Origin of the sequence: Oceanihabitans sediminis, from assembly GCF_003337215.1 — a bacterium.
GTDB classification, from domain to species: domain Bacteria; phylum Bacteroidota; class Bacteroidia; order Flavobacteriales; family Flavobacteriaceae; genus Oceanihabitans; species Oceanihabitans sediminis.
Window position 1 is genome coordinate 191,059 of the sequence record NZ_QPIG01000003.1, and the last position, 14,053, is coordinate 205,111.

Here is a 14,053-nt window from a genome sequence, read left to right on the forward strand (position 1 = left end):
AAAGATAGTGAGTAAAAAAGTAATGAGATAAACAAACAAAGTACCTACTGTCATTCAGAACGCAGTGAAGAATCTCTAAACCTTTCAAAGCACATCTAAAACCACGAATTGTCATTCCTGCGAAAGCAGGAGTCCTTTTATTTAAAAACAAATTAAAACGCAAGAAGTTAATTTACAAGAAAAAGCCAATTAGAAGGCACCCGGCCTATTTTTCGTTTGCGTAGTAAAACAAATAAAAGCCGCAGTAAGGACGCGGAGGATGGCCTAGCGCAGCGTTTCGCCATCCGCATGATAAGGCTTTTATGTAGTTTTCAAGGAAACGAAAATCCGCCTAGATTTTTTTTGGTTCGTTTTTTTGATCAATGCAAAAAAATGAACATGTTAAATAAAAAAAGCACCTTCTATCATTCCTGCAAAAGCAGGAACCCACTACCAAGAATAAAGCCTATCGCTTAGCAGCTCCCCTCTTTAGCCAAAGAGGGGAATGAATTTGCTGTAGCTCTGCGAAAGCAAAGAAAGGGGAGTTTGACTATTGAAAATCAATCATAACCAATACTAAAATTATCATTCAAAAGCTATAAGGAAACTATTAAAAATATCTCAAACCCTCCGTCTAGCCCTCCTCCGTCAAGCTATCCACCTCCCTTTGACTAAAGGGAGGAGCAGGGTATAAAGAAGCATTATCATTATTTGAGATTCTTCGGTCGTTGCCCTCCCTCTGAATGACAGACATCTTCTTTTGAAAAAACCCATTAGAAGGCACCCGGCCTATTTTTCGTTTGCGTAGTAAAACAAATAAAAGCCGCAGTAAGGACGCGGAGGATGGCCTAGCGCAGCGTTTCGCCATCCGCATGATAAGGCTTTTATGTAGTTTTCAAGGAAACGAAAATCCGCCTAGATTTTTTTTGGTTCGTTTTTTTGATCAATGCAAAAAAATGAACATGTTAAATAAAAAAAGCACCTTCTATCATTCCTGCAAAAGCAGGAACCCACTACCAAGAATAAAGCCTATCGCTTAGCAGCTCCCCTCTTTAGCCAAAGAGGGGAATGAATTTGCTGTAGCTCTGCGAAAGCAAAGAAAGGGGAGTTTGACTATTGAAAATCAATCATAACCAATACTAAAATTATCATTCAAAAGCTATAAGGAAACTATTAAAAATATCTCAAACCCTCCGTCTAGCCCTCCTCCGTCAAGCTATCCACCTCCCTTTGACTAAAGGGAGGAGCAGGGTATAAAGAAGCATTATCATTATTTGAGATTCTTCGGTCGTTGCCCTCCCTCTGAATGACAGACATCTTCTTTTGAAAAAACCCATTAGAAGGCACCCGGCCTATTCTTCGTTTACGTAGTAAAACAAATAAAAGCCGCAGTAAGGACGCGGAGGATGGCCTAGCGCAGCGTTTTGCCATCCGCATGATAAGGCTTTTATGTAGTTTTCAAGGAAACGAAAATCCGCCTAGATTTTTTTGGTTCGTTTTTTTGATCAATGCAAAAAAATGAACATGTTAAATAAAAAAAGCACCTTCTATCATTCCTGCAAAAGCAGGAATCCATTCAACTTATTACTAAAAAAACAACCTTTTTAAGAACAAGCCCCTTAACATGCCCCCGGCCTATTTTTCGTTTACGTAGTAAAACAAATAAAAGCCGCAGTAAGGACGCGGAGGATGGCCTAGCGCAGCGTTTCGCCATCCGCATGATAAGGCTTTTATGTAGTTTTCAAGCAAACGAAAATCCGCCTAGATTTTTTTGGTTCGTTTTTTCATCGATGAAATCGAAGATTCACGAACACCGATTAACAATAAGAGAGATTGAGTAAAAAAATGAACATGTTAAATAAAAAAAGCACCTTCTATCATTCCTGCGAAAGCAGGAATCCCTAAATCCTCTTCAACAAAGCCATAACCCTTTTTTTAAAAGACTTTTTATCATCCTGATGATAAGCATTCCCATACACACCATAACCATAGCCATAACCGTAACCATAGCCATAATTCTGATTCGTTTTATGCCTATAAAAGTTCAATACAAAACTAACATTCTTAATCTCCCCTGCACGGTGCTTAGCGTTTATTAATTGCAACATCCCTTTCTTGGTATAATCCAAACGAATCATAAAAATAGAAGCGTCTGCATGCTGTACTAATTCCAATGCATCGGTTACTAATCCTAAAGGCGGTGTATCCAACACTATCATATCATAGGTTTGACGTAAATCTGCTATCAAAGAAGACATCCTATCACTCATCAATAACTCCGATGGATTTGGTGGTATAGGTCCAGATAGAACCAAATCTAAATTATCTATATGCGTATGATTTACTACCTCCTCAAAGGTACTATCGCCTATAATATAATTAACAATTCCAAGGTCATTAGATAAACCAAAATCATCAAAAATCTTAGGCTTACGTAAATCTAAACCTAACAATATCGTTTTCTTCCCAGACAAAGCATATACGGTAGCTAAGTTGATAGAAGTAAAGGTTTTCCCTTCCCCACTTACCGAAGACGTAACCATGATAGTTCTACCTCCAGCATCTGCATTTTTAAGCTTATTCTTATAAAAAAACTGCAAACTAGAGCGTATTGCACGAAAAGACTCTGCTACAGCCGATTTAGGTTTCTCAAAAACCACTAAATTATTAGGATAACGATATTTCCCTATCAGCCCTAGAATAGGAATATTTGACAAATGTTCCACTTCATCCGAACCATGAATAGTATTATCTAATAAGAAAAAAATAAAAATTAATGTTATAGGAACAAAGAACCCTAACAACAAGGCCATCATATAGTTTAATGAAGTGTTTGGTCCTATTCTACCTCCACCTATGTCCTTAGCCTCATCTACAATAGAAATATCAGAGATATTTGCAGCCTTTACAATTGCAGCCTCACTACGTTTTTTCATATATACATTATAAGCTTCTTGGCTAATGTCTAGCTTACGTTGTATTTTTAAAAAATCTTGTTGCTCCTGCGGAAGACTAGAAAGCTTAGCATTCATAGAAGCAATATTTCTATTTATAACATGTAACTGGCCATTAATTGTATGAACGGTAGACTTAATGGTTTCTAGTAGCACATTTTTCTCAGCATCAATTTGCCTATCTATATTCTTAAATATTTCAGATTCCTCACGGGTAGTATATTCCAGACTCTTACGCTCTATAGCCAAAGTGGTTATCTTACTTACACTACTTAAAATATTCCCTTCTTCAATACCTACTGAGGTAGGTGCTGCTATATTGGTATAATCAGACTTTGTGTGTAAATAGTTCTCTAAACTATTTAAGTAGTTCAACTTGGTCTGCTCTGCCTCTTTTTGTGCTTCATAGCTTTTTAGTTTTGCAGAAACCTCTGCCATCTCAACCCCTACATCAAATATTTTATTCTTCTTTCTAAAGTCATTCATCTCCTGCGTAAAGTCTTTTAAACTAGAATCTACAGCAGCCAAACTACTATCTATAAAATTAATGGTATTGGTAGCATATAAGTTCTTACGCTCTAATTCTGTTCTACTAAGGATTCTTGCGGTTGCATTTAAATAATCTACTATTTTTGCCTTATTTGTCCCTGCTAATGAAAGCTTTAAAACCGAAGCGCTTGAAGCATTAAAAGACCCTACCTGAATGCTGTTTTTATAGGAGTTTACAACCCCATCAAAATTCTTAAACTGAATAAAGTACTCACTCCCTGGTTGTACTGTTCTCCCTTTACGAACCTGTATGACTCCTTGAAAAAAGGGTAAATCTACTTTTTCTCCTATAGTGAAGGTTTGAACAAAAAGGCCAATAGGGGTATCTACCGTTACAAAGTCTTTTGTATCATAGCGCTGCCCTCTAGCACTGCTTCCTGTAAATTCGGTAAAAAGCTCATATTGGTTTGCACTTACAAAACGTATTCCGAGCGCTTGCCCTAAAACCTGTGGTTTAGAGAGATCTAAATCTACTTGAAAAGGAGCACGTTTGTATATATCAAGCTTTCTGTATTTTCCTTGCTTGAGGTAGTCCATATAATATTGTAAAGAATCCACTACCAACTCATTATGGGTTCGGGTTTTTAAGGTTGTAATGGTCTTACCCATCTTTCCGGAAACTCCACCCCAGTTGAAAGAAATACTCGTATTGGCAGTAAAAAAAGGATTCTGATCGTTTTCTACACTAATTAAAGAGTCTAACCTATAAACACTCTGCTTTCTTACATTAATCAAATATGCAACAACTAGTGCTGCTGCAATACACAGAAGAACAATCTTCCATAAATTAACAATCTTAAAAAGAAAACCTTTAAAATCAAAAATTACTTGATTAACGTCTCCATGATCTATTTCATCATATTCATTGTAGGCCATAACTTATAATCTATTAAACAGTAAAATAGTTGTAGTAATTACAGATAATACCGTTGCTACAGCACCTAGATTCTGTAAAGCATTGGTTCCTGTTCCCCAAGCCTTTTGTCGTAAAGGCTTTACATAAATCATATCGTTAGGTTGAATATAATAATACGGAGACTGCATCACATTGACATCGGTTAAATCTATATGATGTATTTTCTGCCCTTGCGGATATTGTCTAATAATTAACACATCTTTCTTATCTCCTGTCACAGGAATATCTCCAGCATTTGCAATGGCTTCTAAAATATTTACGCGTTCTTGAAACAAAACTTTAGTACCCTTACTACCTATTTCCCCAGTAGTAGTGTACTTTAAGCCTGTAAGTTTCACAGTAACAAAAATATTCGCAGTTTCTTTAAATTCTTCTTCCAATAGCTTTTTCTCCAATAACTGCTCTATCTCTTCGGTGGTATACCCTAAAACATTAATCTTTCCTAGAGTTGGTATTCTAATATTTCCATGAATATCTACCGTAAACCCATCAAAATAAGAACGTTCCACACTACTAGCATTTAGATCTTTTTCTCCTATCGGATTAAAAATCTTTACATTATCTTGATCTAATGCTTTTACTCGAATATTTAATATATCATTTATTTGAATGCGATACGGTCGTTGCTGCTCTACAATAGCATCTAAAGAATCTTTATTACCTTTTTCCTGTACGTATAATGTATCCTTATGCGGAATACAAGAACTTACAACCACACTCGCCAATATAGAAAGTGTCAATATTAATCTCTTCATTCTTGAAGTTTAATGTTACCTAACAAATATAACTTTTCAATAGGAATATAAAAACTAATGCTACTTTTTTTGGTATTTTGCACGTTATTTGTAAAAAAACTGATTTTGAATTACCTCAACGTTGAAAATATTTCTAAGTCTTACGGAGAACTAACCCTCTTCCAAGACATTTCTTTTAGCATCCATAAAGATCAAAAAGTAGCCTTTGTTGCTAAAAATGGGACTGGTAAAACTTCTATTCTGAAAATCCTCGCGAAGCTAGACGAACCGGATAGCGGACAAGTAGTATTTAGAAAAGATATCGTGGTTTCTTATTTACCTCAAGAACCAGACTTAAACGAAAATCAAACGATTGAAGATGCCATCTTCAGCTCCGACAACGAAGTACTTAAAGTCATCAAAGCCTACGAAAAAGCGCTTGCCAACCCTAACGACACAGAGGCTTACCAAAGAGCTTTTGAAAAGATGGATGCGCATAACGCTTGGGATTTTGAAACCCAATACAAACAGATCTTATCCAAACTGAATCTAGAGGATTTAACACAGAGAATTAGTGCCCTTTCTGGTGGACAAAAAAAACGCATTGCTCTTGCCAATGCGCTTATCAATAAACCAGACTTGCTAATTCTAGATGAGCCTACCAACCATTTAGATTTAGAAATGATTGAATGGTTAGAAGCCTTTTTCGCTAAAGAAAACATCACCCTGTTTATGGTAACACACGACAGGTATTTCCTAGAGCGTGTTTGTAATGAAATCATAGAATTAGATGAAGGCGAATTATTTTCTTATAAAGGAAACTACTCCTATTATTTAGAAAAGAAAGAAGAACGCCTTAACCGAGAGGCTGTAGAAACCGGAAAAGCGAAACAACTTTTCAAAAAAGAGCTTACTTGGATGCGCAGACAGCCAAAAGCGCGTACCACCAAATCTAAATCTAGAATAGACGATTTCACCGAAATAAAGCACCGAGCACACCAACGCAGAAACGAACACGAGGTACAGCTAGAGCTCAACATGGAACGTCTTGGTAGCAAGATCATCGAACTACATAAAATCTCCAAATCCTATAAAGACAAGGTGATTTTAGACCAATTCGATTATAACTTCCAAAGAGGAGAACGCGTTGGTATTATTGGTAAAAACGGAACAGGAAAATCTACCTTCCTAAACATCCTTACAGAAACCATAAAACCAGACGCTGGTAAAATTGTTATAGGAGAAACAGTAAAATTCGGTTACTACACCCAAAAAGGTATTGACGTAAAACCGGAACAAAAGGTTATTGATGTAGTAAGAGAATTTGGAGATTATATACCACTAAAAAAAGGAAGACAAATTAGCGCCCAACAATTACTAGAGCGCTTTTTATTCGACAGAAAGAAACAATACGATTTTGTCGAAAAACTAAGCGGTGGGGAACGCAAGCGTTTATACCTATGTACGGTTTTAATCCAAAACCCAAACTTCTTAATCCTAGATGAGCCTACCAACGATTTAGACATTGTAACCCTAAACGTATTAGAAAGCTTTTTATTAGACTTCCCTGGTTGCCTTATTGTGGTTTCTCACGACAGGTATTTCATGGATAAAATTGTAGACCACCTTTTTGTTTTTAGAGGCGAAGGTGTTGTTGAAGATTTCCCTGGAAACTATAGCGACTTCAGAGCATACGAAGACAGCCTACCTGCTCCTACCGAAAACGAAGAAGACAAGAAAGAAAAGAAATCTTGGAAAAAAGACAGCAATATCAAACTGTCTTACAACGAACAAAAAGAATACAAAAACATTGAAAGCAAACTAAAGTCCTTAGAATTCGACAAGAAAGAACTTGAGGCTAAATTCCTTGACGAAACCCTAAGCCAAGACCAAATACAAAAACTTTCAGAAAAACTCCAAGACATCATCACCGAAATGGAAACCAAAGAAGAACGCTGGTTCGAACTCATGGAAAAAATGGAAGGCGAATAAAAAAGACAATGTCATTCAGAGCAAAGCGAAGAATCTCAACACCAATCCTTTAAAGACGTTATGTACTTCAATTACACTTTTTAAAAAAGGTGCTAATTAGAATGCACCCGGCTTATTTTTCGTTTACGTAGCAAAACAAACAAAAGCCGCAGAAAGGACGTGGAGGATGGCCTAGCGCAGCGTTTTGCCATCCGCATGATAAGGCTTTTGTGTAATTTTCAAGGAAACGAAAATCTGCCTAGACTTTTTTGATTACTTTTTTGGGCAATGCAAAAAAGTAATGTTAAAAAATATTCCTATTCTGTCATTCCTGCAAAAGCAGGAATCCAATACCAAGAACAAAGCCCATCGTATAGACGCTCCCCTCTTTAGCCAAAGAGGGGAATGAATTTGCTGCAGCTCCGCGAAAGCAAAGAAAGGGGAGTTTGAACATAAAATCCATTATACAAATACCAAATATTATGTATTTTTAAACATGTCAAACCAAAACCTCGATAACAAAAAGAAACTACAGGAATTAAGAAGGCATCTACGCAAAAACCTAACCCCAGCAGAGGCTTTTCTTTGGACACAATTAAAAGCAAAAAAATTAAATAATAAACGATTCACAAAACAGCACAGTATTGGTAGATACATTGTGGATTTTTATTGTGCTTCCGAAAAATTAATTATCGAATTAGATGGAGAAGTTCACAACAACCAAACAACATTGGAATACGACCAAAACAGAACCTTATATTTAGAAAACTTAGGATATAAAGTTATCCGTTTTGAAAATAAAATGGTTTTTGACAACCTACCCTCTGTCATCAAAGCTATTCGAGATAATTTTAAATAACACAAACCCTCCGTCTAGCTCTCCTATGTCAAGCTATCCACCTCCCTTTGACTAAAGGGAGGAGCCCACTACAAACAAACATTATAATAAAAACAATAAAGCCTATCGCTTAGACGCTCCCCTCTTTAGCCAAAGAGGGGAATGAATTTGCTGAAGCTCTGCGAAAGCAAAGAAAGGGGAGTTTGATTACTGAAAACCAACATATTCATTTATAAGAAAAAAGCCCCTTAGAATCCACCCGGCCTATCGAGGGTTTATCGTAAAATTTGAAATGAAGACACCGTAAAATTTTAGGCTGTTTGAGCTTAACAAAACACTATTTGAACGAGAATGCTAATAGCGAGTTCCTAAAATTTAGGTGGCAAATGAAAAATTTAGATAAAGCATCGTCAGCCTAGACTTTTTTGATTACTTTTTTGAGCAATGCAAAAAAGTATTAACACGATAAAAACAAGTCTGTCATTCCTCCAAAAGCAAGAATCCACTACCAACCTATAAGCAAATAATAAAAGAAACACTATCCTATATAAGAATAAGCCCCTTAGAATGCACCCGGCTTATTTTTCGTTTACATAGTAAAACAAACAAAAGCCACAGAGGGGACGCGGAGGATGGCCTAGCGGAGCGTATTGCCATCCGCATGATAAGGCTTTTGTGTAGTTTTCAAGGAAACGAAAATCTGCCTAGACTTTTTTGGTTACTTTTTTGGGCAATGCAAAAAAGTAATGTTAAAAAATATTCCTATTCTGTCATTCCTGCAAAAGCAGGAATCCAATACCAAGAATAAAGCCCATCGTATAGACGCTCCCCTCTTTAGCCAAAGAGGGGAATGAATTTGCTGAAGCTCTGCGAAAGCAAAGAAAGGGGAGTTTGATTACTGAAAACCAACATATTCATTTATAAGAAAAAAGCCCCTTAGAATCCACCCGGCCTATCGAGGGTTTATCGTAAAATTTGAAATGAAGACACCGTAAAATTTTAGGCTGTTTGAGCTTAACAAAACACTATTTGAACGAGTATTCTAATAGCGAGTTCCTAAAATTTAGGTGGCAAATGAAAAATTTAGATAAAGCATCGTCAGCCTAGACTTTTTTGCTTACTTTTTTGGGCAATGCAAAAAAGTAATGAGATAAATAAACAAGTACCTCCTGTCATTCCTGCGAAAGCAGAAATACACTACCAAGAATAAAGCCCATCGCTTAAACGCTCCCCTCTTTAGCCAAAGAGGGGAATGAATTTGCTGCAGCTCCGCGAAAGCAAAGAAAGGGGAGTTTGAAAGTGAAATACTATATATCTTAGTAAAATTGTCGTTCCTGCACAGACAAGAATCCACTCAAAACCCTAAATCCAAATGAAAAAGACAATGTCATTCAGAGCGAAGCGAAGAATCTCAACACGACTCCTTTAAAGCCGTTATATACTTCAATTACACTTTTTTAAAAAGACGATAATTAGAATGCACCCGGCTTATTTTTCGTTTACGTAGTAAAACAAACAAAAACCGCAGTGGGGACGCGGAGGATGGCCTAGCGCAGCGTTTTGCCATCCGCATGATAAGGCTTTTGTGTAGTTTTCAAGTAAACGAAAATCCGCCTAGACTTTTTTGATTACTTTTTTGGGCAATGCAAATCAAAGATTCACGAACACAACTTTAAAAAATAAAAAATAGTGAGTAAAAAAGTAATAGTAAAATAAAAATTCCTCCTGTCATTCCTGCAAAAGCAGGAATCCAATACCAAGAATAAAGCCCATCGTATAGACGCTCCCCTCTTTAGCCAAAGAGGGGAATGAATTTGCTGCAGCTCCGCGAAAGCAAAGAAAGGGGAGTTTGACACAATCACTATTCACATTATTAGTAAAATTGTCATTCCCCAAAAATACCTTCTAACAAAACAAAAAATAAACCCACCTACAAGCATTCCATTTAACTTTTCATTTTTAACTTTACACCTGCAATTACACACAACAAACTTTTAGTTTTTCACTTTAAACTTTTCACTTTAGCACCCAATGCAACACCAAACCAAACAATACATAAAATTCCTAAAGAACTCCACGAATCAACACGGAGTCCACTCCCCTTTTATCTATAATTTGGTAACCAAATGCTTCTATAACAAAACAAAATTCACAGACTATAAGACTCTAAGCCAATACAGAGAGTCTCTATACAACAACCACACTATCATCGAAGTAAAAGACTACGGTGCAGGATCTCGTATTTTCAAATCCAACAAAAGGAAAGTTTCCAAAATCGCTAAAACCGCAGGGGTAACAAAAAAAAGAGCAAAACTACTCTACCGTATTGCCAATTACCTACAAACCGATAATATGCTAGAACTAGGAACCTCTTTAGGGCTAGCCACAGCAGCATTAAGCTTAGGAAACAAAAAAGGAAATATCACCACTATGGAGGGCTGCCCAGAAACAGCAGCAATAGCCAAGCAACAATTTCAGGATTTTAAGCTTAAAAACATAGACATCAAAGTCAATGACTTTACTGCAGAAATCAATGATTTAAAAAACAAAAATTTCGACCTAATCTATATAGATGGAAATCATCAAAAAGAAGCAACTTTAAGCTACTTCAATACCCTGTTAAACCATATTCACAACGACTCGCTAATGATTTTTGACGACATACATTGGTCTGAAGAAATGACAGAAGCCTGGCAAGAAATTATAGAACACAAAAAAGTAACAGCAAGTATAGACTGCTTTTACTGGGGAATCGTCTTTTTTAGAAAAGAACAAGTAAAAGAACATTTTGTAATTAGACTGTAACATCCTACTACTTTTGTCGTCTTATGGTAAAATAGAAATATGTACCTTGCAAATACAAAGCAACAGAAGGCACGTATAACTTAAAGCTACTACTAGAATTTATGAGCAACATAATTGAAATTAAAAATATTATTCGAGACTTTAAACTAGGAACAGAAACCGTTCATGTTTTAAAAGGAATTGATTTAAATATAGAACGTGGTGAATATGTAGCTATCATGGGCCCTTCTGGTTCTGGAAAATCTACACTCATGAATCTTTTAGGTTGCTTAGACACACCAACTGCGGGATCTTACTTACTAAACAACCAAGACGTAAGTAAAATGACCGACGACCAACTTGCGGAAATACGTAACAAAGAAATCGGTTTTGTCTTTCAAACCTTCAATCTTTTACCAAGAACCACTGCTTTAGACAATGTTGCTTTGCCTATGGTATATGCCGGTATGTCGAAAACAGCACGTCACGCCCGAGCAGCAGAAGTACTAAAGGACGTAGGTCTAGCAGACAGAATGGACCACAGACCCAACCAACTTTCTGGTGGACAACGCCAACGTGTTGCAGTAGGAAGAGCACTGGTGAACAAACCATCCATCATCCTCGCCGATGAGCCAACGGGAAACTTAGATTCCAAAACAGGAGACGAAATCATGCACCTTTTTGATGAAATCCATAAAGCAGGGAATACGGTAATCATGGTTACCCACGAAGAAGAAATCGCTGCCCACGCAGAAAGAATCATCCGCCTCCGTGACGGCATCATTGAAAGCGACACCAAAAACAGGTAGTTTTTTTGTTCTACACATCATACCCCAAGTAGCATTTTATAATTTAAGTAGAAATACAACTTCTTTATAAGCACCATTGCAACAAGTATAAACTCTAGTTATACAAATGCAATATTATCTTGCATTCTTAAAATGTTATACAATACAAAGCAAAGAATTTCATTAAACAAAAACCTTCATCTAAAACGATTCTGTCATTCCTGCACAGGTAGGAATCCACTAAATTCAGATGAAGTAACTTCTTAAAATAGCAAACCCTCCGTCTAGCTCTCCTTCATCAAACTAGCCACCTCCCTTTAACTAAAGGGAGGAGCCCACTACAAACAAACATTATAATAAAAACAATAAAGCCCATCGTATAGACGCTCCCCTCTTTAGCCAAAGAGGGGAATGAATTTGCTGTAGCTCTGCGAAAGCAAAGAAAGGGGAGTTTGAAAGTGATACACTATATATCTTAGTAAAATTGTCTTTCTTGAGCAGGAAGAAACCCATTCAACTTATTAAAACAAATCACCCTTTTTAAGAATAAGCTCCTTAGTATCCCCTCGGCTTATTTTTCGTTTGCGTAGTAAAACAAACAAAAGCCGCAGAAAGGACGCGGAGGATGGCCTAGCGCAGCGTTTTGCCATCCGCATGATAAGGCTTTTGTGTAGTTTTCAAGGAAACGAAAATCCGCCTAGACTTTTTTGATTACTTTTTTGGGCAATGCAAAAAAGTAATGCTAAACAAATACTTCTACTGTCATTCCTACAAAAACAGGAATCCACTACCAAGAATAAAGCCAATCGTATAGCAGCTCCCCTCTTTAGCCAAAGAGGGGAATGAATTTGCTGAAGCTCTGCGAAAGCAAAGAAAGGGGAGTTTGAATACTGAAAATCAATCATAACCAACACTGAAATTAGCATTCCTAAGCTCTCTCAAACCCTCCGTCTAGCCCTCCTCCGTCTAGCTAGCCACCTCCCTTTGACTAAAGGGAGGAGCAGGGTATAAAGAAGCATTATCATTATTTGAGATTCTTCAGTCTTCACCTCCTTCTAAATGACAAAAAACAACATTATCTTTCATAAAAAAGACATCATTTTAAAGAAAAATGTCATTCAGAGCGAAGCGAAGAATATCTTAACAATATGCAATTATCAATACCTATTGTCATACCTACAAAATCACCCCCTATTAACAATCCATATCTTTAATACTCCAGCGATCCTCCCCTCAAAACCGCCACCTGAATAACACAAAAACAACCAACCCCTACCCCTAACCACAAATTACTAATCCCCAATCCCTACTCCCTAATCCCTAACTCCTATTTCCCTTTCATTTCTCAAGCAAATCCTGTAACTTTCCACTTTCAAAAAAGAAAGCACATGAAAGTATATACAAAAACAGGAGACAAAGGAACTACCGCCCTTTTTGGTGGAACAAGAGTGCCTAAGCATCATATTAGAATAGACAGCTACGGAACCGTAGACGAGCTAAACTCTTATATCGGGTTAATTCGTGATCAAGAAATCAACAGCCATTACAAAGAAGTATTAATCCATATTCAAGACCGACTTTTTACCGTTGGAGCAATTCTAGCAACAGATCCAGAAAAAGCCATTCTTAAAAACGGAAAGGAACGCTTAAACATTCCTAAAATTTCTTCAGAAAATATTGAGTTATTAGAAAAGGAAATAGACGCTATGAATGAAGCCTTACCTCCTATGACACATTTCGTACTTCCTGGCGGACATCAAACCGTGTCATTCTGTCACATTTCACGCTGCGTATGCAGAAGGGCTGAGCGTTTAGCTACCGCTTTAAACGAATTAGAACCTATCGAACCTAATACTTTAATGTACTTAAACAGATTATCCGACTACCTTTTTGTCTTGGCACGAAAGTTGTCACATGACCTACAAGCAGATGAAGTAAAATGGATTCCTGAAAAGCAATAACATATCGTCTGCATTTTAGTAACCATGCAAAACATTTTAGTTTTAAGTAGGTTCTACAAAAATAAAACGTTCTTTTAATGTACTGAAAAACAAGTCCTGAAACAGAGAATTAGAAATAGAGACCTAAAATCTTCCTGTTTTCGGACGAAAAGAACCACTTATTTTTCAAAAGAACTTTATTTTATAATAAAAGCAGGCTGAAAACAAGAAATAATTCACTTTTCACTTGCCTATTTAAACTAAAAATTTATTTTTGCAAATAATAATAAAAATTATTTAGAAATGTATTGGACCTTAGAATTAGCATCTTACTTAAGTGATGCACCTTGGCCTGCAACAAAGGACGAGCTTATTGACTATGCAATTAGAACTGGAGCACCTTTAGAAGTTGTTGAAAACTTACAAGCTATTGAAGACGAAGGAGATTCTTACGACTCAATCGAAGAAATTTGGCCAGATTATCCTACAGATGAAGATTACCTCTGGAATGAGGATGAATATTAATATCAAAAAAATCAATAAAAAAGTCTCTTACGAGGCTTTTTTTATTGAAAAAATTTAAAGAAACAAAGCTACATA

Annotated in this window: 8 protein-coding genes; 6 read left to right on the forward strand and 2 right to left on the reverse strand. The window is 36.6% G+C overall.

All coding sequences use genetic code 11. The annotated features are described in order from the left end of the window. Nucleotides 1-1,880: 1,880 nt before the first annotated feature. Both DU428_RS09240 and DU428_RS09245 read right to left on the reverse strand, forming a co-directional pair. Nucleotides 1,881-4,358, reverse strand: a complete 2,478-nt coding sequence (locus DU428_RS09240; protein WP_072353285.1) for an exopolysaccharide transport family protein — start codon at nt 4,356-4,358, stop codon at nt 1,881-1,883. Between the two features lie 3 nt (nt 4,359-4,361). Next, on the reverse strand, nt 4,362-5,153 hold the full coding sequence (locus DU428_RS09245; RefSeq protein ID WP_072353286.1) for a polysaccharide biosynthesis/export family protein: 792 nt from the start codon (nt 5,151-5,153) through the stop codon (nt 4,362-4,364). 105 nt (nt 5,154-5,258) lie between these two features. Here DU428_RS09245 and DU428_RS09250 point away from each other — a divergent pair, with 105 nt between their 5' ends. The 6 genes from DU428_RS09250 (at nt 5,259) to DU428_RS09280 (ending at nt 13,978) form a co-directional block, all read left to right on the forward strand. Further along, entirely contained in the window at nt 5,259-7,124 is a 1,866-nt protein-coding gene (locus DU428_RS09250) for an ABC-F family ATP-binding cassette domain-containing protein (RefSeq protein ID WP_072353287.1), read from the forward strand. Nucleotides 7,125-7,599: 475 nt separating this feature from the next. Continuing rightward, on the forward strand, nt 7,600-7,962 hold the full coding sequence (locus tag DU428_RS09255; RefSeq protein WP_072353361.1) for an endonuclease domain-containing protein: 363 nt from the start codon (nt 7,600-7,602) through the stop codon (nt 7,960-7,962). A 2,010-nt stretch (nt 7,963-9,972) separates the two neighbouring features. After that, on the forward strand, nt 9,973-10,746 hold the full coding sequence (locus DU428_RS09260; RefSeq protein WP_113966421.1) for an O-methyltransferase: 774 nt from the start codon (nt 9,973-9,975) through the stop codon (nt 10,744-10,746). A 101-nt stretch (nt 10,747-10,847) separates the two neighbouring features. Further along, nucleotides 10,848-11,534: an ABC transporter ATP-binding protein gene (locus tag DU428_RS09265; RefSeq protein WP_072353358.1), complete on the forward strand. Its 687-nt coding sequence runs from the start codon at nt 10,848-10,850 to the stop codon at nt 11,532-11,534. 1,367 nt (nt 11,535-12,901) lie between these two features. Then, the gene (locus DU428_RS09275) at nt 12,902-13,474 is read left to right on the forward strand and encodes a cob(I)yrinic acid a,c-diamide adenosyltransferase (RefSeq protein ID WP_072351218.1); all 573 of its coding nucleotides are present in this window, start codon (nt 12,902-12,904) and stop codon (nt 13,472-13,474) included. Nucleotides 13,475-13,756: 282 nt separating this feature from the next. Continuing rightward, the gene (locus tag DU428_RS09280; RefSeq protein ID WP_008272287.1) at nt 13,757-13,978 is read left to right on the forward strand and encodes a DUF2795 domain-containing protein; all 222 of its coding nucleotides are present in this window, start codon (nt 13,757-13,759) and stop codon (nt 13,976-13,978) included. Nucleotides 13,979-14,053: the final 75 nt, after the last annotated feature.